The 25050-nt window shown below is 66.1% G+C and carries 23 protein-coding genes and 1 pseudogene; 13 read left to right on the top strand and 11 right to left on the bottom strand.

Annotated features, from left to right (window positions below; genetic code table 11):
- Positions 1 to 57: 57 nt before the first annotated feature.
- Positions 58 to 696 (bottom strand): TetR/AcrR family transcriptional regulator, encoded by a 639-nt coding sequence (locus BR47_RS31415; protein WP_051634993.1) that lies wholly within the window; start codon positions 694 to 696, stop codon positions 58 to 60.
- A gap of 181 nt (positions 697 to 877) precedes the next feature.
- Here BR47_RS31415 and BR47_RS0125210 point away from each other — a divergent pair, with 181 nt between their 5' ends.
- From BR47_RS0125210 to BR47_RS0125190, 5 genes are read left to right on the top strand one after another with little or no spacing between them, the layout of a single operon-like run.
- The gene (locus BR47_RS0125210) at positions 878 to 1528 is read left to right on the top strand and encodes a hypothetical protein (RefSeq protein WP_141772308.1); all 651 of its coding nucleotides are present in this window, start codon (positions 878 to 880) and stop codon (positions 1526 to 1528) included.
- Positions 1529 to 1585: 57 nt separating this feature from the next.
- Complete coding sequence (locus BR47_RS0125205; protein ID WP_020099724.1) at positions 1586 to 3394, top strand: peroxidase family protein; 1809 nt, start codon at positions 1586 to 1588, stop codon at positions 3392 to 3394.
- A 6-nt stretch (positions 3395 to 3400) separates the two neighbouring features.
- On the top strand, positions 3401 to 4711 hold the full coding sequence (locus tag BR47_RS0125200; protein WP_029121179.1) for a cytochrome P450: 1311 nt from the start codon (positions 3401 to 3403) through the stop codon (positions 4709 to 4711).
- A 48-nt stretch (positions 4712 to 4759) separates the two neighbouring features.
- Positions 4760 to 6682 (top strand): acyl-CoA dehydrogenase family protein, encoded by a 1923-nt coding sequence (locus BR47_RS0125195; RefSeq protein WP_029121178.1) that lies wholly within the window; start codon positions 4760 to 4762, stop codon positions 6680 to 6682.
- A gap of 11 nt (positions 6683 to 6693) precedes the next feature.
- Complete coding sequence (locus BR47_RS0125190; protein WP_020099720.1) at positions 6694 to 6960, top strand: hypothetical protein; 267 nt, start codon at positions 6694 to 6696, stop codon at positions 6958 to 6960.
- A 63-nt stretch (positions 6961 to 7023) separates the two neighbouring features.
- On the opposite strand, the gene BR47_RS0125185 is transcribed toward BR47_RS0125190, so the two are convergent.
- Positions 7024 to 7545, bottom strand: a complete 522-nt coding sequence (locus tag BR47_RS0125185; RefSeq protein WP_029121177.1) for a DUF302 domain-containing protein — start codon at positions 7543 to 7545, stop codon at positions 7024 to 7026.
- A 212-nt stretch (positions 7546 to 7757) separates the two neighbouring features.
- Here BR47_RS0125185 and BR47_RS0125180 point away from each other — a divergent pair, with 212 nt between their 5' ends.
- The 3 genes from BR47_RS0125180 to BR47_RS0125170 are packed head-to-tail and all read left to right on the top strand — an operon-like array spanning position 7758 to position 10924.
- Positions 7758 to 8774, top strand: a complete 1017-nt coding sequence (locus tag BR47_RS0125180) for a glycoside hydrolase family 6 protein (RefSeq protein ID WP_029121176.1) — start codon at positions 7758 to 7760, stop codon at positions 8772 to 8774.
- Positions 8775 to 8825: 51 nt separating this feature from the next.
- Positions 8826 to 9929 (top strand): MBL fold metallo-hydrolase, encoded by a 1104-nt coding sequence (locus BR47_RS0125175; protein ID WP_029121175.1) that lies wholly within the window; start codon positions 8826 to 8828, stop codon positions 9927 to 9929.
- A gap of 14 nt (positions 9930 to 9943) precedes the next feature.
- Positions 9944 to 10924 carry an amidohydrolase family protein gene (locus BR47_RS0125170; protein WP_029121174.1) on the top strand — a complete coding sequence of 327 codons (981 nt, stop codon included), beginning with the start codon at positions 9944 to 9946 and terminating at the stop codon, positions 10922 to 10924.
- On the opposite strand, the gene BR47_RS0125165 is transcribed toward BR47_RS0125170, so the two are convergent.
- The 5 genes from BR47_RS0125165 to BR47_RS0125145 all read right to left on the bottom strand — a co-directional run bounded on the left by BR47_RS0125165 (position 10921) and on the right by BR47_RS0125145 (position 16991).
- Positions 10921 to 11754, bottom strand: coding sequence for a hypothetical protein (locus BR47_RS0125165; RefSeq protein WP_029121173.1), 834 nt, complete (start codon positions 11752 to 11754; stop codon positions 10921 to 10923). The two genes, BR47_RS0125170 and BR47_RS0125165, sit on opposite strands and share 4 nt — an antisense overlap.
- A gap of 15 nt (positions 11755 to 11769) precedes the next feature.
- Positions 11770 to 12885 (bottom strand): alpha/beta hydrolase, encoded by a 1116-nt coding sequence (locus BR47_RS0125160; RefSeq protein ID WP_231506774.1) that lies wholly within the window; start codon positions 12883 to 12885, stop codon positions 11770 to 11772.
- 77 nt (positions 12886 to 12962) lie between these two features.
- Positions 12963 to 13736, bottom strand: coding sequence for a glucose 1-dehydrogenase (locus BR47_RS0125155; RefSeq protein WP_036420142.1), 774 nt, complete (start codon positions 13734 to 13736; stop codon positions 12963 to 12965).
- A gap of 75 nt (positions 13737 to 13811) precedes the next feature.
- The gene (locus BR47_RS31410; RefSeq protein ID WP_177127431.1) at positions 13812 to 15290 is read right to left on the bottom strand and encodes a WS/DGAT/MGAT family O-acyltransferase; all 1479 of its coding nucleotides are present in this window, start codon (positions 15288 to 15290) and stop codon (positions 13812 to 13814) included.
- A gap of 228 nt (positions 15291 to 15518) precedes the next feature.
- Entirely contained in the window at positions 15519 to 16991 is a 1473-nt protein-coding gene (locus tag BR47_RS0125145; RefSeq protein WP_029121171.1) for an APC family permease, read from the bottom strand.
- Between the two features lie 220 nt (positions 16992 to 17211).
- On the opposite strand from BR47_RS0125145, the gene BR47_RS0125140 reads away from it, so the two are divergent.
- Entirely contained in the window at positions 17212 to 18009 is a 798-nt protein-coding gene (locus BR47_RS0125140; protein WP_029121170.1) for a L,D-transpeptidase, read from the top strand.
- Positions 18010 to 18358: 349 nt separating this feature from the next.
- On the opposite strand, the gene BR47_RS32815 is transcribed toward BR47_RS0125140, so the two are convergent.
- The 3 genes from BR47_RS32815 to BR47_RS0125120 form a co-directional block, all read right to left on the bottom strand.
- On the bottom strand, positions 18359 to 18775 hold the full coding sequence (locus tag BR47_RS32815) for a hypothetical protein (protein WP_412457992.1): 417 nt from the start codon (positions 18773 to 18775) through the stop codon (positions 18359 to 18361).
- Positions 18776 to 19098: 323 nt separating this feature from the next.
- The gene (locus BR47_RS0125125) at positions 19099 to 19314 is read right to left on the bottom strand and encodes a three-helix bundle dimerization domain-containing protein (RefSeq protein WP_020099708.1); all 216 of its coding nucleotides are present in this window, start codon (positions 19312 to 19314) and stop codon (positions 19099 to 19101) included.
- Positions 19315 to 19434: 120 nt separating this feature from the next.
- On the bottom strand, positions 19435 to 20037 hold the full coding sequence (locus BR47_RS0125120) for a TetR/AcrR family transcriptional regulator (protein ID WP_029121168.1): 603 nt from the start codon (positions 20035 to 20037) through the stop codon (positions 19435 to 19437).
- Between the two features lie 25 nt (positions 20038 to 20062).
- On the opposite strand from BR47_RS0125120, the pseudogene BR47_RS0125115 reads away from it, so the two are divergent.
- Positions 20063 to 20828 (top strand): annotated as a pseudogene (locus BR47_RS0125115) (SDR family NAD(P)-dependent oxidoreductase).
- 160 nt (positions 20829 to 20988) lie between these two features.
- The gene (locus BR47_RS0125110) at positions 20989 to 21975 is read left to right on the top strand and encodes an alpha/beta fold hydrolase (protein ID WP_036427743.1); all 987 of its coding nucleotides are present in this window, start codon (positions 20989 to 20991) and stop codon (positions 21973 to 21975) included.
- A gap of 18 nt (positions 21976 to 21993) precedes the next feature.
- Here BR47_RS0125110 and BR47_RS0125105 read toward each other — a convergent pair whose 3' ends face one another.
- Positions 21994 to 23133 (bottom strand): acyl-CoA dehydrogenase family protein, encoded by a 1140-nt coding sequence (locus BR47_RS0125105; RefSeq protein ID WP_029104809.1) that lies wholly within the window; start codon positions 23131 to 23133, stop codon positions 21994 to 21996.
- Positions 23134 to 23226: 93 nt separating this feature from the next.
- Here BR47_RS0125105 and BR47_RS0125100 point away from each other — a divergent pair, with 93 nt between their 5' ends.
- Both BR47_RS0125100 and BR47_RS0125095 read left to right on the top strand, forming a co-directional pair.
- Entirely contained in the window at positions 23227 to 23811 is a 585-nt protein-coding gene (locus BR47_RS0125100; RefSeq protein ID WP_020099703.1) for a TetR/AcrR family transcriptional regulator, read from the top strand.
- 146 nt (positions 23812 to 23957) lie between these two features.
- The gene (locus BR47_RS0125095) at positions 23958 to 25049 is read left to right on the top strand and encodes a cellulase family glycosylhydrolase (protein ID WP_404822190.1); all 1092 of its coding nucleotides are present in this window, start codon (positions 23958 to 23960) and stop codon (positions 25047 to 25049) included.
- Position 25050 lies beyond the last annotated feature (1 nt).

The following is a 25050-nucleotide window of genomic DNA, read 5'->3' as shown; positions in this document are numbered from 1 at the left end:
GGGCTGATCTCGATGTCCGACCAGGGTAGGGCGTCGCGATCGACTGCGGGCGGATGCCTAGGCTGGCGGCCCGACGAAATCGTCCAGCGCCGACTCGATTTCGTGTGCGAGTCGTTGTGGCGCCTCGGTGTCTCCAGTGATCAGGTCGCGTAGCGCGCGGTGGAAGAGGCCGTCGGCCGTCGCGTAGACGATGGCGGGCGTGACGATGACAGCGGACTCGGTGAGCTCGGCGTAGGCGATCACGGCCTTCCAGGTCAGCGCGGCGAGGCTGTCGTCGATCTCGTTGATGCTCACGGCGAAACGGTCGTCGAAGAGCGCCTGCGTGCGCAGGTCGTACCAGAGCCGGTGCATGACGGCCGACTCGCGCAGAGAATTGCTCAGCGCGCCGCTGATGCGGGTCTTGAGCTCCGGCCCGGAGCTGCCGTCGATCACGATGGAGTTGTAGCGGTCGATGAAATGGTCCTTGTACTGCCGCACGCAGCACATGACGAGGTCGTCTTTGTCGTCGAAGTAGTAGTGCAGAACGCCGAGCGATATCCCGCAATGCTGGGCGAGCTCGCGCATGCTGGCCCGTGCGAAGCCCAGTTCAGCAAGCCCACTGGTGGCCTGGGCGGCCAGTGCCTGACGGCGTGCAGCGAACTTTTGCCCGCGCGGACCCGACAACCGGCCTGCAACGCGGCTCGAGGCGGTATCCACAGGTCTCCAGTGGCAGATGAGGTGGCAGTGAACTGGCGGGAAATTCTAAGTCTATTCCTCTGATCAGGCACTTCTGCTCGCGCCGGCAAAGTTTGGACGATCGTCTTGAAATGCCCGCGAAGAGTGGCGCAGATCACTATCATGCTCCGCGGGTACTCGAAATTCAACGGAAATGGTGCCGATGAGCGAACAAGGAACCACCGCGGATTCTGCTGCGGACGACAGGTTGGAGTGGTTGCGCAAATCGGTAGCGGAGGGTCAGCCGGGGGCGGTCGACTCGGCGTGGAGTTGGATCGTCGAACTCTCCGCCTTGGCCGACAACGACGCCGACGCGGCCGAGGCGCAGCTCAACGACCTTTTTCGGCTGGGTGCACCACCTGTCGACCTGGACGGTCCGACCGAGGGCATCCTGGTCATGACGACGACGAACCCCGCGCTGGACACGGTGACCCGGGCCGTCACCGCCCTGTGGATGCCCTGGCAGGGCAAACGCTTCGACTCCGATAGCGGGACCGGGGACAATCGGCTGACGCGCAGCACCGGCCTGGTGGGCAAACTGCTGTGGCCGCTGTACTCGATGCGCGACGCCGAATCGGGCAAACTCGCCTTCGATTTCGCCACGTACGTCGAAGCCGGCAAGGACGACCCCGACCGCCAGGTGATGGTCATCGATTACGCCAACGTGGAATCCAATCCGCGGCTGGTGATCCGCAGCATCCGCGACGAGTTGGTGGAGCTGGTACCCGGCGTCTACCTCGGCAAGATTCTGTTCAACACCGGTTCCGACCGGTTCAGCAAGATTGGATATTTCGCGCTGCGCACGCCTCGCTGACGGACCCCAGATCATCCGACGACCACCGACAAACTTCGAAAAAGAAATGGCGACAACATGATTCCGTCCCAGTGGCACGAATATCCCTCTCTTCTCCTGCAGTTGAACGCGTTGGCGAAGACCCGCGACGAACTGCGCGAGCACAACCTCTACGAGGCGTACGGCATGCGGCCGTCCGATGACCTGGGACAGCCCAATGACGAGGTGCGCCGGGCCCGTCAGCCTGATGGCACCTGGAACGATCTCCAAGACCCGCACATGGGTGCCAAGGGCACCGGCTTCGGGCGCAACGTCCCGCTGTCGATGACGGTTACCGACGTCAAGCGCCTCCTCAAGCCGGACCCACGCGTCATCAGCCGCAAGCTCATGGCCCGCGACGACTTCAAGCCCGCCGGCATCATCAACGCGCTGGCCGCCGCGTGGCTGCAGTTCGAGAACCACAACTGGTTCTTCCACGGCGACGGTGTGCCCGACAAGACCATCGACATCCCGCTGAGCGCCGATGATCATTTCCCCGAGAACCCGATGAAGATCCGGTGCACCATCCCGCTGCGGGGTGAGATCGCCGACGGTTGTCCCGCACCGGTTTTCGCGAACGCGGAGACGCACTGGTGGGACGGTTCGCAGGTCTACGGCAGTGGCAAGGAGCGCCAGTCGCAGGTCCGCACCTTCGTCGACGGCAAGGTGAAGGTCGACCCGAACGGTCGTCTGCCCGAGAGCGACATCAAGGGCATCGACCTGACCGGCATGCAGGAGAACTACTGGGTCGGCACCGGTCTGCTGCACACCATGTTCGCGCGCGAGCACAACGCGGTCTGCGACGCACTGAAGAAGGCCTACCCGAGCTTCGATGATCAGCGTCTCTTCGAGATCGGCATGCTGGTCGTCTCGGCGCTGATCGCCAAGATTCACACCGTCGAGTGGACGCCGTGCGTTCTGCGTCACCCGGCGCTGCAGATCGGCATGAACGCGAACTGGTATGGCGCACTGGGGGAGACGTTCCAGGAGAAGTTCGGCCGGATCAGCGACAACGAGGCGATCTCGGGCATCATCGGCTCACCGACTGATCACCACGCCGCGCCGTTCTCGCTGACCGAGGAGTTCGTCTCGGTCTACCGTATGCACCCGCTGATCCCGGACGACTGGAACTTCTTCTCCCTGGAGTCCGGTGAGCACCTCGTCAAGGCGGACTTCACCCAGCTGCAGGGCGCGCACACACGTGGCTTCATGGACAAAATCCAGATGGGCGACATGTGGTACTCCTTCGGGCTGGCCAGCGCCGGCGCGGTGTGTCTGCACAACTACCCGAATGCGCTACGCAACCTCACCCGCGTCGACGGCCAGATCACCGACCTCGCCACGCTCGACATCGTGCGCGACCGGGAGCGAGGTGTGCCGCGCTACAACGACTTCCGCGAAGCACTGCGGATGCCGCGGCGCAAGACGATCGATGACATCACGCCGAACAAGCAGTGGGCGCGTGAGATCAACGAGGTCTACAACGGTGACGTCGACGCCGTCGACCTGCAGATCGGCATGCAGGCCGAGCAGCCGCCGAAGGGATTCGGCTTCTCGGACACCGCTTTCCGGATCTTCATCCTGATGGCGTCGCGGCGGCTCAAGAGCGACCGCTTCTTCACCAACGACTTCAAACCCGAGGTGTACACGCAGGTCGGGTTCGATTGGGTGAACAACAACACCATGAAAGACGTGATGCTGCGGCACTATCCGGAGCTGGAGCCGGTGATCGGCGACGTCGAGCGGGTGTTCGCGCCGTGGCCGAAGCTGGGTGCACCGGTGCCGGGGAAGAAGAACCCGGTGGTGCAGCTGGCCGACTCCGTCCGCGCCTACCTCCCCTGGGGCTGACGGACGATGGCCGAGGATTTCCCGCACGCGTCCATCGTCGAAGGGGTTCGGTTCACCGCCCAGATCGGCGTTCCGAATGTCCTTCTGGGACTGTTCAACAAGCGAGAGTTGCCCACGCGCATCGCATCTGGGCTCGGCTCGGACTATCTGGGATACCAGCTGGTCGAGGGCATGGTGCGCAGCTACGGGCCCGGTCCGTTCTACGTCCGGGTCGTCGCTGACGAGGCGCTGCTGGTGCACCATCCCGACGATCTGAAGTTCGTGCTGGGCGGGTCGCCCGACCCGTTCGCGTCCGACCCCAAGCCCAAGAGAGAAGGCATGGCGGCCTTCCAGCCGGACGCGCTGACCATCTCGCGCGGGCAGCCGTGGGAGGACCGCCGGCGGTTCGCCGAGGCGGTGCTGGACACCGGCCATCCGGTGCACCGGTTGGCGCAGGCATTCGTCGAGAAGGTCGCGCGGACCGTCGAAGGCCTGGGCTCCGGAGAGCTGAAGTGGGCGGAGTGGAACGCGGCATTCCAGCGGTTGACCCGCAGCGTGGTCTTCGGCGACAAGGCCGCCGACGACGCCCGGCTCACCTCGCAGCTCAGCGAACTGATGTCGGCGGGCAACGGGATGCCCGGCGAGCCCGCGTCCGGCTACCCGGAGTTCGTCGGGCACATCGAGTCCTACCTGAAGGATCCTGAGCCGGGCAGTCTGGCCGCGCTGATCGCCGAGACGACGCCCCCGGAGACGGCGAGCCCCGCGAGCCAGGTGATCCATTGGCTGTTCGCGATGGGGGACACCTTGGCGGCCAACGCGTTCCGCACCCTCGCGGTGTTGTCCACCCACTCGGAGAACCTGCGTGAGGTTCGTGCGGAACTGGCGTCGGCCGACATCAACTCGGGGCAGGGCATCGCCTCGCTGAAGTACCTCGGCGGGTGCCTGCTCGACACCATGCGGTTGTGGCCGACGACGGGGCTGTTCGGCCGCGTCGCGACCCGGGACATCGAGTTTCCCAGTGGCGCAGTGCTGCCCGAAGGCAAGCAGGTCCTCATCTACAACGTGTTCAATCACCGGAACCGTGACCGGATCCCCTACGCCGACCGGTTCTCGCCGGGTGAGTGGGTCAGCGGGGACGCCGGCAGCGACTGGTCGTACAACTTCTTCAGCCACGGCCCGCAGGGCTGCCCGGGCGCCGGCCTGTCGGTGTTCCTCGGGCAGGCCTTCCTGGCGCACGTACTGAACGAGTCCGGCCCAGTGCTGCGCGGCGCTACGCTGAACCCACAGAAGTCACTGCCGCATAGCATTGATCTGTACGGCATCAGCATCGAACGCTAGATGGACCATGCGGTCGTCACCGCGACCGTGCGATGGAGGGGACTCTTTGTGACGACGACCGCCGAACATCTCCGTTACGCCCTGGACGGGCGTTGGCGCGACGTGAAAGACCGTATTCGCGAAGAGCTTTCCGCGGAGCTGTTCAAGCCCCACTACACCCCGGACACCGCGGTGGCCCGGGCCAAGGTCACCGAGCAGATGAAGTACATGGCGTCGCGCGGCGCCGCCGAGGACGCCTTTGCGAAGGGGCATGGTGGCAACGGCGATGCGGGCGCCACCATCGCCCGTATCGAGATGCTGGCCATGAGCGACCTGTCGCTGATGGTCAAGGCCGGTGTGCAGTGGGGCCTGTTCGGCGGCGCGATCGACAACCTGGGTACGGAACGCCACCATGAGGCGTACGTGCGCAAGGCCATCGACCTGGACCTCGTCGGCTGTTTCGGCATGACCGAGACGGGGCATGGCAGCGACGTGCAGTCGCTGGAGACGACCGCCACGTATGACCCGGCGACCGGGGAGTTCGTCATCGATTCGCCGACCCCCACCTCGCGTAAGGACTACATCGGTGGCGCGGCCGAATCAGCCCAGGTGTCAGCGGTTTTCGCGCAGCTGATCACCAAGGGTGAGAACCACGGCGTGCACTGCTTCGTGGTGCCGCTGCGCGACGAGTACGGCAACGACCTGCCCGGCATCCGTACCTCGGACTGTCACTACAAGGGCGGACTGCCCGGCGTCGACAACGGTCGCATCCAGTTCGACCACGTGCGGATCCCGCGGGAGAACCTGCTCAACCGCTACGGCGACGTCGCCGAGGACGGGACGTACTCGTCTCCGATCGACAACCCGAACCGGCGGTTCTTCACGATGCTGGGCACGCTGATCCGCGGCCGCGTGACGGTGGGCGGCAGCGCCGCGGCCGCCGCCCGCGTCGCATTGGACATCGCGACCCGGTATGCGTTGCAGCGCAGGCAGTTCGAGGCGCCGAAGACTGACGATGAAGTCCTCATCATGGACTACCTGGTGCACCAGCGCCGGCTGCTGCCGCTGATCGCGAAGTCGTACGCGCTGCAGTTCGCGCAGAACGAGTTGGTGTCGGACCTGCACGATCTGACCGAGGTCGACGAACCGGACGGTGAGGTGCAGCGGGAACTGGAGGCGCGGGCCGCGGGCCTGAAAGCCGCAGCGACCTGGCACGCCACCAAGGCGATCCAGGAGTGTCGCGAGGCCTGCGGCGGTGCGGGTTATCTGGCCGAGAACCGGCTCATCGCGCTCAAGGCCGACACCGATGTCTTCACGACCTTCGAAGGCGACAACCACGTCTTGACCCAGTTGGTGGCCAAGCACCTGCTCACCGAGTACGCCGACGACATCAAGGGCATGAGCCCGTTCGAGTGGGTGAAGTTCGCGACCAGCACCGCCCGGGAGCGCGTGCGCCGGAGCACCGGAACCGAGACCATCCTGCAGAACCTGCTCGACACTCGGCAGGACAACGAGGAAGAGGGCAGCCTCTTCAACCGCGGCACGCAGGCGAAGATGTTCGAGGACCGGGCCGACTACCTGCTGTCGACCGTGGCCCGCCGCCTCCAGGCCAACTCCAAGGAGATGAGCCCCTTCGAGGCGTTCAACTCGGTGCAGGACCATGTGCTGCACGCGGCGTCGGCGCACATCGATCGCATCGTGTTCGAGTCGTTCGCCGCCGGCATCGACGCGTGCACAGATCCCGAGGCTCGCGAGATCTTCGGCCTCCTGTGCGACCTGTATGCGCTGTCGGTGATCGAAGAGGACAAGGCGTGGTACATCGAGCACCGCTTCCTGTCCATGGATCGGGCCAAGGCCGTCACCGCCGGGATCAACGATCGCTGCCGCAAGCTCCGGCCGTACGCCGAGGTGCTGGTCGACGGCTTCGGTATCCCCGAGCAGCTGCGCTACGCCGAGATGCTGCACCCGGAGCGCATCCCGGAAATCCGATGAAAGGACCCGCCATGGACCTCTCGAAGAAGGCGGCGCTTTTCGCGGCGGCAGGCGTGGCGGTGGGCGTCCTCGTCGCTCCGGCCGCGCAGGCCGACATCTGCGACCCGTCGGTGACTGTCTGTCAGGGCAGTGAAATCAGCGGCCCGACGTCGGTACCGGCCGCGTCGCCGTCGGTCATCGCGAGCGATGACGAGTTCCCGTTCGGCGATGACGAGTGGTACCTCTACCCCGGCACGGGCGTGATCAACCATGGCGGCGGTGGCGGCGGGCACCGTTAGGGCAGCGCCTCTCCCTCGGCTCCAGATCGAGTGTGTTGACGGAGAGCCGACCCGTCGGCGAGTTCACGCTGCGTCGCCGGTGCTCGCTACCTTCTCGGCCAGGGCGGCGAGTTTGTCGTCCAAGATCAGTGCCGCCGCCAGTAGCGGCGGGTTGTCGTCGACAACCATCAGCGACGAGGGCTTGACGTAGGTCAAGGCGCTCCGGCTGTCATCCTCTTCCGTCAGCAGGACCTCCACGGGAGCGAACAGCCCGGCCGTGAGGTCGTGCCTAATCATGGTGATCGCGATGAGCGGATTGCCCAGGATGACGCGCAGGGCCTTGCGCTCCACGCCAGCGGTGCTGAGCCACCGGGTGTGGTCGATCAGGTGCATCAACATGAAATCGCTCGGTCCGGCCTGTCGCTGGACGTCCGCTGCGAACGCATTCCAGTCGCGATCTGCCAGCGCCTGCAGGTCCGTTATCTGCGCGGGTTCGGTACCGATATCGGCGAGCAGGTCGGCACTCAGTTCGTCGAATGTCTTGTCACTGTCGAACCGCATCCGGACCCCGTTGAACGGAATCGCCTGAACCTTCACTGTGGTCATCGTCGTTTGTCCTCGCGTAGTAAACGGGTCCACACCACATTCGGCCAATCGGTGGCCGGGTGGGGAGGCCGAGCTGATCCTGGTGTTCGCAGGAACAGGATGGGCAGCGGTTCGGCCGTGAGCCGAAGTAGCAACTAGCCACATTGATCACTCGCACACCAACTTTGGCCCCCGATTGGCGCTTATTGACCAAGTCGAACTATTTTCCTGAGGTGATCTCTTCGGCTGTTGGCGTTGTCGCCCGCTGGACCGCTCCCCTCCTCGCTGTCGCCGCTGTCGCGAGCGTCGGCCTGACCGTCGACCCGGCGCCGCGCGCCGACAACCCGGCAATCCGCCTGGTCGACGACAGCAACCCGTTGGCCGGCCGGCCCTTCTACGCCGACCCGATCTCGAAGGCCCGGGCCGCCGCCGCGCAGGCCGACCCGCCCAGCCCCGAGCTCACCGCCATCGCCAACACGCCGCAGGCCTACTGGCTCGACCAGGCGTTCCCCGCCTCCACCGTCGGCGGCACCGTCGCCGGGCTGGCCGGCGCCGCGAACGCCGCCGGCGCCACTCCCGTGCTGGTCCTCTACGGCATCCCGCACCGCGACTGCGGCAGCTACGCGGCGGGTGGCTTCGGGTCGGCCGACAGCTACCGGGCGTGGATCGACAGCGTGGCGGCGGGCCTCGGTGGCTCGCCGGCGGCGATCATCGTCGAACCCGACGCGCTTGCGATGGCCGACTGCCTGTCGGCCGGCCAGCGTCAGGAACGCTTCGACCTGATCCGCTACGCCGTCGACACGCTGACCCGTGACCCGGCCGCGGCGGTCTACATCGACGCCGGACACTCGCGCTGGGTGAGCGCCGAGACCATGGCCTCGCGGCTGAACGATGTCGGTGTCGCCAAGGCGCGCGGCTTCAGCCTCAACACGACCAACTACTTCACCACCAATGAGGAAATCGGGTACGGCGAAGCGATCTCCGGCCTGACCAACGGCGCGCACTACGTCATCGACACCTCGCGCAACGGTGCCGGGCCCGCCGAAGGCGACCCGATGTACTGGTGCAACCCGGACGGCCGTGCGCTGGGCGTCGCGCCCACCACCGACACCGCCGGTGCGCACGCCGATGCGTACCTGTGGGTCAAGCGCGTCGGCGAGTCCGACGGGTCATGCGGCCGCGGGGAGCCCGGCGCGGGCACGTTCGTGAAGTCGTTCGCCATCGACCTGGCGCGCAACGCCGCACACTGATTCCGCGCGCCGAGACCACGGTTTCGGCGAAAAGGGCGATACGTTGCCGTCATGCACGGGTGTGGCCCTGACTGCGCCGACGGCGTCGATGCGATTTCCCGGCGGACCGCGATCGCCGCGTCGGTGTCCGCGCTGCTCGGCGGCGCCGCGTTGGCGACCTCAGCCGGCAGTTCAGCCGCGCCGGGCGGTGGGGACCTTCCGCAGAACGCACTGATCACGCTCGGAGTACAGGCGGGCCCGCCACCGGTGCCGAACCGGACGGGCATCTCGTCGGCACTCAAGATCGGCGACGACGTCTACCAGATCGACTGCGGCCTGGGCTCTTTGAACGCCTTCACGAACGCGGGGCTGAGATTCGACCAACTGCGCAGCCTGTTCATCACGCACCTGCACACCGATCACATCGTCGACTACTACAGCTTCTTCCTCTCCGGCGGCTACACCGCGTCACCCGGTAAAGGCCCGGTGTCGGTGTACGGACCCGGCCCCGCCGGTGGTCTGCCACCGAGCGAGGTCGGCAACCCCAACCCACCGACCGTCGAACCGGCCAACCCCACACCGGGCATCGCGGCCACGACCGATGCACTGCACCGGGCTTTCGCCTACACCAGCAACATCTTCATCCGGGACATGGGCACCGACGACATCCAGAGCCTGGTCAACGTGCACGAGGTTGTCGTCCCTCCTGGATCGGACTACCAGAACCGGGCACCACGTACCGACCCCTTCCCGGTCATGACCGACAATAATGTGCGCGTCACCGCGACCCTGGTGAGCCACTACGACGTGTACCCGGCCTTCGCCTTCCGGTTCGACCTCCTGAAAGCCGGTGTCGCCGTCACGTTCTCGGGTGACACAACCAAGTCCGACAACCTGATCGCGCTGGCGCAGGGCACCGACATCCTGGTGCACGAAGCACAGTTCAGCCTCGCCGACGGCGGCAACAACAGCAGGTTCCCGCCCGGCTATCTGGTCCGGTCCCATACGTCCGCCGAGCAGGTGGGTGAAGTCGCCGCGGCGGCGGGTGCCAAGCATGTTGTGTTGAGCCACTATTCGCCCACCGATCTGCCCGACTCGAAGTGGCGGGATGCGATCGGCCGCCGCTACCAGGGCAAGATCACCGTCGCGCGCGACGGCCAGGTCTTCGCCCTCTGACCTATCCTCGGCCTATGCACCTGATCGCGCTGGAAGAGCATTACGCGTGGAACCCGGCGAGTGACGGCAATGTGGTCGCGACGTGGCTGGAGTCCAACAACCGCCTCGGCTTCGACCGGCTCTACGATCGTGGGCCGCTGCGGCTGGAGCAGATGGATGCCGCCGGCATCGACTTCCAAATTCTGTCCCTCTTCGATCCCGGCGTGCAGGAGTACGACGACGCCGCGCTGGCTGTCGATTACGCGCGCCGCGCCAACGACGATCTCGCCGAGACGGTGCGGCAGTATCCCGATCGGTTCGGTGGCTTCGCCACTCTCGCCACGCAGGACCCGGACGCCGCGGTGGCCGAATTGCGCAGGGCCGTCGTCGATCTCGGTCTGGTGGGCGCGCTCATCAACGGCCACACCCATGGCCGGTATCTGGACGACCCTGCCTACGAGCCTTTGTTCGCCACCGCCGAGACGCTCGGGGTTCCGCTCTATCTGCACCCGACCACCCCGCACCCGGCGGTGATGGATGCCTGGTTCGCGCCGTACGTCGATCAAGGACTGCACCTGGCGTCGTGGGGGTTCGCCGTCGAAGCGGGCACGCACGCGCTGCGGCTGATCTACTCAGGCCTGTTCGACCGGCACCCGAACCTGCAGATGATTCTCGGACACCTCGGAGAGATGTTGCCGTTCACGGCTTTTCGCACCGATCGGTACTACGGACTCGGCGGATCGGGTGGCCAGCTGCAGAAGCTGCCGTCGGACTACCTGCGGGAGAACTTCTACTTCACCACGAGCGGCAATTTCTCCCCGCCGGCCATGGCGTGCACGTTGTCGGTCATGGGCGCCGACCGCGTCATGTTCTCGGTAGACTACCCGATGGACGACAACGTCGACGGGGCGAACTTCCTGGCGTCGTATCCGATGGACGAGGCCGACCGCCGCAAGGTCGGCTATGAGAATGCGTTGCGGCTCTTCGGGGATCGAATCCCGAGGATCGGCAGCTAGAGGCCGCGCCCCAGCCAGCTGAGGTTGAGTGCCTTCCCGACCTGGTTGAGCTGGTTGAGAATCTCCTCGATGCGGCGGCGCGGCACTGCGACCCGCCACTCAGGCATCCGCCCGGTCAACTGGATCGTCTGAGGACTGAAGCTGACGGACGTCGGCGCGAGCTCACGCGGTAGTTTCGGCAGCTGAATCCGGTAGGCGGGCAGCCGGTTCGGCAGGTGCCACCGGGCCCGGCGCAACGCAACCATCCGCGGCTTCACCAGAAGTGTCGACCCGTCGATGGTCGCGTCGACCTCGAGGTGACCGATATCAGGTCTTCTGGCCCAACGGATTTGCGCGACACCGCCGGCGTCGATGCGGCCGAGCAACTTCGGCGCAGCGCGCCCCGGCAATGATGATGCCCGGTCGATCATCCTGTCGAGCGCCTTGGTGGACATCTCGATGGTCAGATCCAGTGGTGCGGCCACCAGGACCGGCGTATTGCTCGGTTTGATGTGCACGTTGTGCAGGACTGCGGTGGCTCTGTCGAATTGCCAACCGTTCCAGACGATGTCGGCCGCCGAGATGGAGACGGTGTTGAGTTGACCGACCGAAAGGCTCCGCATGTCGAGGTCCGCATCGATGGTCGTCACCGTCAGCGTCATCTCGCCCGAGGTGAGTTTGACGGTCATGCGGCGGCCGACGACCTGCTTGCGCAAGGTGTCGAACAGGGACTTGTAGGCGCCGGCCGGCCCACCGGTGAGCGCGCTGCCCGCGGTCGACGACCAGAACGACGACAGCGCGTCCCAGTTCGGGAACGAGTCCCAGGACGGGAACGGTCCGGAGTTCGCCATGATCGGGATACCGGCCTACGCGGTGCCCAGTGACTCGCGGAACCGACGGCCGAGGATTCGACGCGCCGCGCGGGTCCAGGTGAACCCGACGTGCCCGGCGTTGACCCAGCGCACATGTTCGGCATGCCACGAATCAGCAAGGGCCTCAGACTGTTCCATCGGGATCAGCCGGTCTGCCTTGGCCACGAACAGCGTCCGGTCCCGCGGTGCGACGACCGTCGGCAGCGCCAATGGGGACACGACCTGGAAGACAGTTCGGGCGTCGTCGGAGGCAACGACGTCCCGGTACGCCGCGGGCGGGCCATGGTGCGTCAGCAGCGCGAGTGGATCGGCGAATGGCAGCGCCGCGGCCACCGCGTCGAACCGTTCCAGGCCGGCCAGCACGGTGGACAGGTAGCCACCGAGTGAGACGCCGTACAGGCCAACCGGGGCATCGGTGGTGCTGCGAATCCAGCTCACCAACCGGCGGACATCCCACACGGCCTGCGTGATGCCGTGCAGCATGGAGGCGAGATCGAGGGACAGCAGCTGGCCGTCGCCGGGCTCGCGGCGCGGCCCGTGCAGTGGCGAAATCGGCAGCGCCACATTGTATCCGAGCTTGTGGTGCAGGTGGTTGGCCCACAGGACGTTCAGGTCGAAGCGCGATGACCCCATGCCGAACCCGTGCAGGATCACGACCCACGGAGCGGGGGAGTCGGGGCGGCGCAGCAGCCGGACGGTGACGGTGTCGTTGCGGTCGTTGCCGGGCCACCGGTCCGCACCCGGCTCGAACGACCGGGCGTCGAATTCCGATGCGAAGGACATCGACTCGTGCCCGAGTGGGCCGTTGTGGGTGCTCCAGTGCAGGACGTCGGCGTCGTTGAGTTTCGGGGGAGTGCGGTGGTACTTCGACGGTTTGGAAATCCAGCCCCGCCTCTTGAACATCGTCGCGGCCTTGTCCAGGTCGGCGGCGAGCCGGTCCGGTGCGGCTTCGGCCGGCAGCTTCGGCTGGCGCAGGCGCATGACGGCGAGCACGGCTTCATCGACGGCGATGTGCGGGGCCACGGCCATGCGCTCGCCGACGTCCATGCACTCGGGACGGCTCACCATGGGCGGCTCGGGCAACTCATCGTTCCTCAGTGGGGCAGACACCATTGTCTCCTTGCTGGAAGTCGTCCCTCAGTTCAAACATGTTGAACTGAGGGACGATTGGCTGGTCGCCTATGTAGTTATTGACCCATCACGTACTTGACGGTGGGGCCGGTGGTCCAGCCGCCGTCGACCGCGATCTCGGCGCCGGTGACGTACGAGGCGGCGCGCGACAGCAGGTAGGTGACGGCGCCGGCGATCTCGTCGGCCTCGCCGACGCGACCCATCGGGGTGTTGGGGTAGTTGCCCTCGCCCTGCTGGATGCCGACCTGCGCCGTCATCGGCGTGTAGGTCATGCCGGGGTGCACGGAGTTCACCCGGATGCGGTCGGTGCCGAGCTCCACGGCGGCGATCTTGCTGAGGCCGCGGACGGCCCACTTGGAGGCGCCGTAGCCGGCGGTCAGGGCCAGCCCCATCAAGCCCGCGGCCGAGGAGATGTTGACGATCGAGCCACCGCCGGCGGCGCGCATGGGCGCGATGACGGCCTGGATGCCGTTGAAGACGCCGACCAGGTTGACGTCGAGCACCGTGCGGAAGTGCTCCAGCGGTTCGTGCTCGATGAATTGGCCGGTGGAGATGCCGGCGTTGTTAACCAGACCGGTGATCTTGCCGAACTCCGCGACCGTCAGCGCGACGGCCGCATCCCACTGGGCACGATCCGTCACGTCGAGGTGTATGTAGCGCGCAGCGTCCCCGAGCTCGGCTGCCAGCTGCTTGCCCTCATCGTCGAGGACGTCGGCGATGACGACCTTGCCGCCGCCGGCCACGATGTGTCGTGCCATCGACGCGCCGAGACCACGTGAACCACCGGTGACAATGGCCACCACGTCCGACAAGCTATCCGAATCTGCCATCGCAGCAACTTCCTTTCTCACATCGTCAGGGCATGGATCGCCATCGCGTCTGCCCTCATGTGAAGGCAATCACATCTATTCGGCGCTGCCGCCGGAGCTCCCACCCGGTGGGACTGCGGCACCGGTTTTATTGGTCGCCGAGGCGCTCTTCTTCGCGACGGGCTCCTCCCAACCGGACGCGGCGAGAAGCCGGTCGAGCTCTGCCTTGGCGCCCTCGAGGATTTCCCACGGGTCCTCGACGAGGTCCGGATCGGCCTGGATGCCGACGTCGACGTTGCCGCCGTAGCTGAAGACCGTGACGTTGATGCCCATGCCGACGGTCAGCGGGCCGACGGGAACGATGTGCTCGATCTTGGCGCCGGCCATGTACAGCTGGATCGGCGGGCCGGGGACGTTCGAGACGATGAGGTTGCTGGCCAGCGGCAGTTTGTCCTCGAGCTTGGCGGCGCGGAAACCCTTGAACATCAGGTTCAGCAGTACCGGCGGCGCGAAGTCGGTGAGGCCGATGGACTGACCGGCCTGCAGGTCCTCGGCCAGCGCCTTGGCGCTGTTCATGCCGTTGTGGATGGCGGACAGGCGTTCGACGGGATCCTCCACATCCGTGCACATGGAGGCGATCATGGTGTGCACGTGGTTGCCGGGGGTCTCGTCGCCGGCGTCGCGGGTGGACATCGGCACGGTCGCCAGGACCGGCGTCTCGGGCAGGGCGTCGCGCTTGGTCAGGTAGGTGCGCAGCGCGCCGGCGACGACGCTGAGGATCACGTCGTTGACCTTGACGCCGAGACCGTTCTTGACGTGCTTGATGTGCGCCATCGGCAGCGACGTGTACGCGAAGCTGCGGTGCGAGCTGAGCGCGCCGTTGAAGCTGGTCTTGGGGGCGCTCATGGGGCGTGGCGGCGGGTCGTCGCGCCGCAGGTGGCTGATGGTGGTCACCGCGTTGCGGACGGTTTGGCCAAGGTACTGAACGACTTTCGGGGGCGTCGTCGCGGCCGACAGCGTGCCCTTGGCGAACAGTTCGAGGCTCGAGTGGCGGGGCTGCTCACCCTCGTCGGGCAGGTCGACGATCGGGCCCTTGGCGTCGGGCGTGACGTCGCACAGCACCGATGACAGGCCTGCGCCGGACACGCCGTCGACGATCGAGTGGTGGGTTTTGGCGATGAAGGCGACGCGGCCGCCTTCGAGGCCCTCGACGAACCAGCTCTCCCACAAAGGCTGGTTACGGTTGAGCTGGCGGGCCAGGATTTCGCCGACGACGTCGGCAAGTTCCTTCTCGCCACCAGGAGCGGGTAGTGCCGCGCGGTGAATGTGGTAATCGAGCTTGAAAGCCGGATCGTCGACCCACACCGGCCGATCCAAGCCCAGTGGCACCTCTTGGATACGGCGCCGGAACGACGGCAGGTAGGGCAGCCGGCGGTCGAGGTGATCACGCAGATGCTCGAAGTCGAATCCTGGTGCGTCACTGGGATCCAGAATCATCAACCCCAGCGTGTGCTGTGGCCATTCAGTGCCCTCCATGGACAAGAACATGGCATCCATGCCGGACAAGCGCTTCACCGCAATACTCCCCTCGTGGACCACGGATTTGTGGCGGCAATAACGTATCCACGAATGCGGATTCTGCAATTGCTACTTCCCAGTCAGCGAGATTGAAATTCGCGGCCTATCAGCGGTTCTCCCGCCATTCGAAATGCTGCCACTAAGTACACTCGGTTAGCTGTTTCATTTTTCCCACGACTGGCGAGAAGATGTGAAGAATGCTCGCGCAAATATATTCTGCGGAAATCAATTGGGCGAGACGGCGAATTCATCGATTCCCGGCTCGGTGTCGAGCACTTCGCGATTCAAGATCAACATCTTCACGAAATATCCGACGCCGAGGGCGATGAGGCCGAGGACGATGAAGCTGGGTACCCGCGCCGTCGTGGGTGTCACGAGCACGAAGATCGCCACGTATACCCAGACCAGTGCGACGCCGGCTACGGGCAGTTCGAAGCGGCCCAGGCTGAATCCGCCCTCCTTGTGTTCCAACCGTTTTCGCACGGCGAGATACAGCACGACGATGGCACCGTAGATCAGCGCGGGCAGGATCGTCGACGCGATGATCAGCTGGATCAGTGCCGCCCCGTGGAGGGTAGCCATCAGCACCACACCTACCGCCAGGATCAATAGCGTTGCGGGCACCGGAGTTTGGGTGCGCGGGTTGACCTGCCGCATGATGCGGTGTGCGGGGAAGCGGGCGTCACGCGCCATGGCGAAAACCTGCCGCGAACACGCGGCCATCACCACCAGGCCGGCGCCGAACATCGCCAATACGATGCCCGCCAACAGGATTCGTTCAGCGACCGGCCCGAGCTGTTCCCGGATGATGAGCGCGACCGGGGAACCGCTGTGACTGACGGTGCCGACGTCCTTGATCGCGATGGTGAGCGCGATGAGGAACACCAGGCCCGCTACGCCGGCCGCGACGACGGACGCGACGATGGCGCGCGGCACGCTGCGGAACGGGTCCTTGGCTTCCTCGGCGAGGTTCGCGGCGGAGTCGAAGCCGACCAGCGTGGTGAGACCCATGATCATGCCGGCCATGAGGCCGCCGCCGACGGCGTAGTAGTCACTGGCGCCTGCGGTGATCCCGCGGGTCGTGAGGTTCTCGATGTGTCCGCTACCGGTCACCGCCATGACTATCCCGAGTACGAGCACCAGGATGAGGACGATGCCCAGCTCCAATCCGACTGCGCCGGAAGTGATCAGGCCGAGCAGCCGGGTCGACGCGATCACCAGGGTCGCCTGGACGACGAGTACCGCGATGGTGATCAGGCGTGCGGTGTCCTCGCTGTCGCTGAGCCCCAGCAGCGGCATGAGGGCTTGGCTGGCCAAGGCGTTGTCCACGGCAACCGCCGCTATCGCGAGATACCAGAACGTGAGCCAGCCGAACAGCCAGCCGATCTTCGGGTTGGCCAGCCGCGAGGCCCATTGATACGACGACCCGCTGAGCGCGATACGGGCCGTGAACTGTGCCACCACGAGAGCCACGAGCGTCTGTCCGATGGCCGCGATGATCCACAGCCAGATGCCGACGGGTCCGGATGTCTGCAGGAGATCGTCATAGGTCCCGAAGATGCCGACCGCCACCGAGATGAAGGCGAACGAGACCGCGAAGACCTGAAAGCCGCCGAGGGTGCGTTTCAGCTCCGGTGTGTAGCCGCAGTCGACGCACTCGTCGTCCGCCGCCTGGACCGCTACGCGCTCTGTTGCCATGGCCTGCCCAGCCCTTCTGTAGCCCCCTAACACATAATTGTCGCGCACGTCAACGATAGCTGCCGGGGATTGCTCATGTTGGTCTGCGCCGTGATGTTGGGTGGCCAATCCGTGACGAATCTTTGACCGAAATATTGACGCGCCGTACGGATTTCGGCGTTTCCCGCCCAATACCATGACGGTGTTCAACCATGCGGCCAGCGACAAAGGGGTCGGATATATGCGGGTGTTAGTACACGGTGTCCTTGCCGTGGTCGTGGTCGCCACGACTACCACTGGCGGCGCGCTCGGTATCGAGACAGCGGGCCTTCGCCTGCCGTTGGGCTCGATGATCGAGTCGACGCAGCCGACGCAGGGAGTGCCGGTCGGCGTCGCGCATCCGATCGTGGTGACATTCAAGCGGCCGATCACCAACCGTGCGGCCGCCGAAATGGCCCTGGACGTGACGTCGACGCCGGCGATGACCGGCAAGTTCGAATGGCTGGACAACAAAGTGGTGCAATGGGTTCCGGATGGCTTCTGGCCCGCGCACAGCACCATCAAATTGACGGTCGGCGGTCAGCCGATGGCGATGACCACCGGCCCGGCGGTCATCGGAACCGCCCATGTCGCGGACCACACCTTCACCGTCACGATCGACGGCCAGACCCCACCGGATATGCCGGCGCCACACCACCTTCCGCATCTCGGCGAGTCGGGCGTGCTGCTCGCGACCATGGGTCGGCCGGAGTATGAGACGCCCATTGGCAAGTACACCGTGTTGGCGAAAGACCGCAACGTCCTTATGGATTCGAGCAGCGTCGGTATTCCCGTCGACCATCCGGACGGGTACATGACAGAGGTCGAGTTCGCGGTACGGATCAGCCGCCGTGGACTGTTCGTGCATTCGGCGCCCTGGGCCGTCGAGTCGATGGGCTTCGAGAACGTCAGCCACGGCTGTATCGGTGTGGCGCCCGCGGGCGCCGAGTGGTACTACAACACCGTCAACGTCGGCGACCCGGTCATCATCGAGCCTTAGTTAGGTTGCACCTCAGCGCAATTCGTGGCCCTGTGCCGCGTTGACTCTGCGACTGGGGCTGTAGTTACTCGCACTAATTCGCCGTGGCCGCAGGGTCAACGGAGGTACGGGGTTGACTCTGCGTCCAGGGTGCTGGTTACTCGCACAAGTTGGCCCTCATCGCAGGCTCAACGAGACGTACATTGACTCTGCGGCGACGGTGGTCGTTACTCGTGCAAGTGCGCCCTCAGTACAGGGTCAATCTGGATGTGGCTGCCGCGGTCCGCTGACTCTGCGCCCCGAACGCCTGAAGCACCCGAGCCGCGAGGGCTCGGGTGCTTCATTGAAAGCGGTTGTGCAGCTGGGTGGTTCAGTTCTGCGGGCCGGGCTGGGTCGGCAGGTTGGGGGTGGGGCCACCGGCGTCGACGGGCCGCAGGGTCCGGGCCTCCTTGCCGTCGGCGACGCCACCCATGTCCATCGGGATGGCTGCGGGGGCCGCGGCGATCGGGATGGGCGCCCCGATCGGCAAGCCGGCGGGGATCGGGGGCACGACCGGGGGCACCGCTGCAGGGACGGGCGGGACGACCGCGGGAACCGGCGGGACTGCCGCCGGAACCACCGGAGCGGCCGCCAGCGGGCCGACGATGCCCGAGGATTCGACGGCGGGGGCGGCGCAGGGCGCGGCGGCTGCCGCGGCTGCGGGTGCCCCTGCGGCAGGGGCTACGGCGCCCGCGTCGCACGCGTACCCGCCGGTCTTGAGTGGGACTGCCGCTGCGGTCGGGCTCACGGCCACGGCCGTCGCGCACACACCGGCGCTGGCAACTATTTTCACAGCGATTCGACCAAAGCTGATCATCACCGGCGTCTCCTTGAACGTGCCCTTAAATTACAGCGCCGAAAATTTGCGCAGCTGAACCGTAGGGCACCGCGAGTGGCTGGTTCAAGACATGTTTTCAATCGGATGCGCGCTCGACATGGGACTGAGCCGCGACCGTGACCGCATCGTTTCAATTGCCTCAAAGTCCTCACAGAGAGGTCTCGGCAGGTAACGGGTCGGTGCCGGAACCCATTGTGAGGCCGGCAAACTCGGCGAGGGCCGAGCGGGCCGGACTAGCGAGTGGCGTCGCCGGCCAGCTGTCGTGCCAACTCTTCCTCGGCACGCCGTTCGACGAGGAGCGGGACGAAGTCGCGAATGGTGCTGTCGGCGAACTGCCGGCGGGCGCCGTCGATGACGGTGGCCACCCGGGCCGGGGGCAGGTCCGCAAACTTGGCCGTGAGGCGGGTCTCGATTTCGGTGAATACCTGCTCTTCGGTCTTGGCGGCCATGCCGTCGATCCTTCTCGGCGGCTTTGACGGCTGTCAACGCAGATGGGGTGGCGTGTAGGCGAACTAACAATCGCGGGTGCCGTGTGAGCCGGGGAGATGACACCGGTGCGCCGCCGACAGTTATCGCTGCCGGAGCGCGTTGATCCCTTCGTCGAGGGCAGCCTCGAGATACGTGAGGTCGCCGGTGGCGAGCATGACGCCGACGCCGCCCTGGATGCCGGCCAGCAGCGCGGCTGCCGCCCGCTGGGGGTCGACGGTGTGCGCAATCTTGTCCTGTTGCTGCATCGCCACGATGCCGTCGGCGATGGCGCCCCGCCAGGAGTCGATCAGTTCGGTCGTGACCGCCTGCGCGCCGGTGCTCGTGCGACCGATCTCGGACATCAGTACCGCGATCGGGCAGTTCTGGCCTTGTTGGCGGTAGCGGTCGACCACGGCGTCCCGCCAGCGCTGCCAGGCCGCCCATGAGGTGAGCGCGCCGAGGTGGGGTTGTTGATCGTCGAGCACCCGTTGCGATTCCAGCGTCGCAACGGCGAGCAGCAGCTGTTCTTTCCCATGGGGAAAGTAGTGAAAAATCTGGCTTTTCGAGGTTCGGGTCCGCGCCATCACGTCCTCGATGGTCGTGAGCGCGACACCACGTTCCCGGATCTCGGCCGCGGCGCCGTCGATGATCCGGGCTCGGGTGGCCTGTCCCTTGGCTGTCAGTTTTTGGACTTGCAGGTCCATTTTGTCCGGTGAACCATGTGGACTCATGAGTCCAAAAGATACGCGACTGTCCGGTCGCACAGCACTTTGTCACGGGTTCCACCGGCGGCCTGGGGACGGCCATCGCGCGCAGACTGGCCGATGAAGGCGCGCACGTTGTGATCAGCGGACGGAATGCCGAGCGCGGCGCCGCGCTGGTGGCCGCGATCCGGGCGGCCGGCGCCGAGGCGTCGTTCGTCGCTGCCGACCTGACGGGCGGTGACGATGCTATCCGCAACCTCGCCGAACACGCCGCCGAAGCAGTAGGTGGGCGGCTGGACATTCTGGTGAACAACGCCGCCACGCTGCTGATGCCGACGCCGACGGCCGATGTCGCCCCGGAGGTACTGCGGGAGGCGTTCGAGGTCAACGTCTTTGCGCCATTCCTGCTGACCGGCGTGATCGCGCCGCACATGGTGCGCAATGGCGGCGGCGCCGTGGTCAACATCGGATCGATCACCGGGTTGCGCGGGGCCAGTGGTTCGGCGATCTACAACTCGAACAAGGCGGCGATCCACTCTCTCACCACATCCTGGGCCGACGAGTATGGCCCGTTCGGGGTTCGGGTCAACGCGGTGGCGCCGGGGCCGATCGCCACCGAGCGGCAACAGGAGTTCGCCGACCACGTCCAGCCCGTGCTGGACCGGCTGCCCTCCCGTCGGATGAGCACGCCGGAAGAGGTCGCCGCGTCGGTGGCGTTCCTGGCGAGTGATGACGCCGCCAACATCCACGGCGTCGTCCTCAGCGTGGACGGTGGCTGGGCCGCAGTCTGACGTAGTGGTCGGCGCACACCCACGAGGCAGGTGCGGTCGGTCGAAATCTATCGTTGGACACGACGCGCAACGGCGTGCATCGTTGGCGGCGAACTGGCGAACTCTGGAGGAACGACGGACCGTGAACGGCTTCAACAGAAGGCAGTTCGGCTTGACGGCGATGGCAGCGGTGGGTGCGGCGTCATTGGCGGCGTGCGGGTCGTCGTCGGAACCGGCTGCGGTCGAGAAGACGGCACCGCCGCCCACGCCGGAACACAACCTGAACGCGGTCAAGCAGATTCGGGCCGGCGACCTCAATGTCGGCTACGTCGAAGCGGGTCCGGCCGAAGGTCCGCCCGTCATCCTGCTGCACGGCTGGCCGTACGACATCCACAGCTATGCCGATGTGTCCGCGCTGCTGGCGGATCAGGGCTTCCGGGTGATCGTGCCGTATCTGCGCGGCTTCGGGTCGACCCGGTTCCTGTCCGACACCACGGTCCGGAACGGACAGCAAGCCGCCCTGGCCGCCGACGTCGTGGCCCTGATGGATGCGCTCAACATCCCGCGAGCGATCCTCGGCGGCTTCGACTGGGGTGGACGTTCGGCGAATGCTGTTGCGGCGTTGTGGCCGCAGCGGGTCACCGGGTTGGTCGCGGTCAGCGGATACATCGTGGTCAATCGTGCCGCCAATCTCCAGCCGCTGGACCCGGAAGCCGAACTGGGATGGTGGTATCAGTACTACTTCGCCACGCCTCGCGGTGAACTCGGCTACCGGAAGAACACCAAGGAGTTCAACCGGCTGATCTGGTCCAAGGCGTCGCCGCTGTGGCACTTCACCGACGCGGCCTACGGCCTGAGCGCCGGCGCGTTCGACAATCCCGACCATGTCGCCATCGTGATCCACAACTACCGCTGGCGCCTCAGCCTCGCGGAGGGTGAAAGCCGTTACGACGCAGACGAACAACGACTGCAGGCCAAGCCGCTCATCCATGTCCCGACCATCACGATCGGCAGTGACTTCGACGGCGCGGCGAAGGACGGTGCGGGATACCGCGCGATGTACACCGGGGCGTACGAGCACCGTGTTCTCGACGGCATCGGGCACAACGTGCCCCAGGAGGCACCCGCGCAGTTCGCGAACGCCATCATCGACGTCAGCCGGATGTAGCCCGGCTGGCGTCGGTCGCTACTTGGCCAGGCTCCGACTGATCACCAGTCGCTGAATCTGGTTGGTGCCCTCGAAGATCTGCATGATCTTGGCCTCACGCATGAAGCGCTCCACGCGGTAGTCGCGGGTGTAGCCGGCGCCGCCGAAGACCTGCACCGCGTCGGTCGTGACTTTCATGGCGGCGTCGGTGGCGACCAGTTTCGCGACCGAGGCGTTACGGGAGTAGGGCAGCCCGGCGTCGCGCCGGCGGGCGGCATCGAGGTAGGTGGCCCGCGCCGAGTCGACGGCGGCGGCCATGTCGGCGAGCAGGAAGCCGAGTCCCTGGTGGTCGATGATCTTGCGGCCGAACGTCGTTCGCTCCTGGGCGTAGGCCACCGCCTGATCCAGCGCCGACTGGGCCAGGCCGACGGCGACGGCGGCGACACCGAGCCGGCCGGCATCGAGCGCGCTGAACGCGATCGGCAGGCCTTGACCCTCGGCGCCGATCAGCCGCTCGGCCGGCAGGAACGCGTTGTCGTAGTGCGCGGAGGTGGTGGGCACCGCGTGCAGGCCCATCTTCTCCTCGGGTCGCCCGAAGGACAGCCCCTCGGTGCCGGCGGGTACCAGGAAGCACGAGATGCCTTGCGACCCTTCGCCGGTGCGCGCGAACAAGGTGTAGAAATCGGCGAGTCCACCGTGCGTGATCCAGGCCTTCGAACCGGTCACCCGGTACCCGCCATCGGAGGCGACGGCCTTGCAGGCCAGTGCTGCGGCGTCGGAACCGGCCTGCGGCTCGGACAGGCTGTAGGCGCCGACCAGGTTGCCGCTCAACATCTCTGGCAACCAGCGCTGCCGCTGCTCGTCGGTGCCGAAGGTCATCAGCGGGTGGCAGGACAGGCTGTGCACGCTGACCGCGATGGCCACCGAAGCCCAGCGGGCGCCGAGTTCTTCGAGCACCTGCAGGTACACCTCATAGGGCTGGCCGCCGCCGCCCCATTCCTCGGGGTACGGCAGGCTCAGCAGTCCGGCCTCGCCGAGGGTGGGGAACACCCCGTCGGGGTACGTCTCGTCCTTCTCGTGCTTGTCGACGATGGGGTCCAGCACCTTGTCCGCGATGTCGCGGGTGAGTTCGATCAGCGCGTGGGCTTCATCGTTGGGCAAGAGGCGATCAACAGGCACCGGGAACTCCACTAATACGTCGGACAGTACTGAGTTACCTGACACAGTACTGTTTGAGTAGTACTGAGTAAAGGGCCGCAGTACTATGCCGGGGTGAGCACGCGCACGTCCCCGGCGTTCGGCACCCGCCGACGCACTGAGCTGTTCGACGCCCTGATCGCGCTGTTCCTCGACGAGGGATTCGCCCACCTCACGCTCGACGACATCGCCGCTCGGCTGCGGTGCTCGAAGTCCACGCTGTACACGCTCGCCGGCAGCAAGGAGCAGTTGGTGCGCGCTGCGACCGTGCAGTTCTTCCGGCAGGCAACCGACGAGGTCGAACAACTGGTGGCCGGAGTCGACGGCGCCCGGGCGCGGATCACGGCCTATCTGTCGGCGGTGGGGACGGTGCTGGACGCCGCATCGGACCAGTTCATGATGGACCTGGACGCCTTCGCCCCCGCGCGCAGTGTCTACGAGAAGAACACCCAGATCGCGGCCCGCCGGGTCCAGGAGATGATCGCCGACGGCGTCGAGAGCGGTGAATTCCGCGATGTCCATGCGTCTTTCGCGGCCGACCTGGCAGCGACCATGATGGTGCGCATCCAGCAGCGGCGGGTGCGCGAGAGTACCGGACTCGACGACGCCAGTGCATATCGCGAGCTTGCGGCGATCCTCACCGCCGGCATCAACGCCTGAGCCCGCCGCCCGACGTCACCGCCGGACATCGTGTTTGTTGCAACTCGATAAGCACGCCCCAATTGCTCCATCAAGATCAGTAGCCTCGTGCGGTGGACCGCAGAACCGCTCTCAAGGTGCCGCTGCTGCTGGCGGCGGGCTCTGCCATGGCCGGATTCTCCGGACCGGCTCTGGCGTCCGCGGCCGGGGCGCGCTGGACGCCCGAGCGGGCCAACAGTTGGTACCAGGGACAGGGCTGGCTGGTCGGCGGGAACTACATCACCTCCACCGCGGTCAATCAGCTCGAGATGTTCCAGGCCGGCACCTACGACCCCGGGCGCATCAAGGCCGAGCTCGGCGCCGCCCGCTGGTTCGGGTTCAACACTGTCCGCGTCTTCCTGCACGATCTGCTGTGGGCGCAGGACCCGCAGGGCTTCTCGCAGCGGCTGTCGCAGTTCGTCGGCATCGCCGCGAGCAACGGCATCAAGCCCCTGTTCGTGTTCTTCGACTCGTGCTGGGACCCGCATCCGAAACTCGGCGTGCAGCGGGCGCCGACCCCGGGGGTGCACAACTCGGGCTGGGTGCAGAGCCCGGGCGCGGACCGGATCGCCGATCCGAATTACCGTGGGGTACTGCAGAATTACGTCACCGGTGTGATCAACCTGTTCCGCAACGACAACCGCGTACTCGGCTGGGATCTGTGGAACGAGCCCGACAACCCGGCGGCGGTCTACCGCAAGGTCGAGCGCAGCGACAAGATGAAACTCGTTGCCGATCTGCTGCCGCAGGTGTTTGCGTGGGCGCGCGCCGTTGACCCGGTGCAGCCGCTGACAAGTGGTGTGTGGCAAGGAAGTTGGGCCAACCCCGCGCAGCGCAGTGCCATCGCGTCGATCCAGCTGGACAACTCGGACATCATCTCGTTCCACAGCTACGCCAAGCCGGCCGACTTCTCCGCTCGGATCGACGAGCTGGCTCCTTTGGGCCGGCCCATCATCTGCACCGAGTACCTCGCCCGCAACCAGGGCAGCACCGTTGAAGGCATTCTGCCAGTTGCCAAGCAGCGCAACGTGGGTGCGTACAGCTGGGGACTCGTGGCCGGCAAGACCCAGACCTACTTCCCGTGGGATTCCTGGGATCACCCGAACCCCGCGGAGCCGAAGGTCTGGTTCAGCGATCTGCTCTACCCCAACGGGCGGGCCTTCCGCGACAGCGAGGTCCTCACCGTCCGGAAGCTGACCGGAACACCCGGCCCGACGTAGG

The organism is Mycobacterium sp. UNC410CL29Cvi84 (genome assembly GCF_000686745.1).
Lineage (GTDB): Bacteria > Actinomycetota > Actinomycetes > Mycobacteriales > Mycobacteriaceae > Mycobacterium > Mycobacterium mucogenicum_B.
This window is presented reverse-complemented; position numbering and strand designations above follow the sequence as displayed.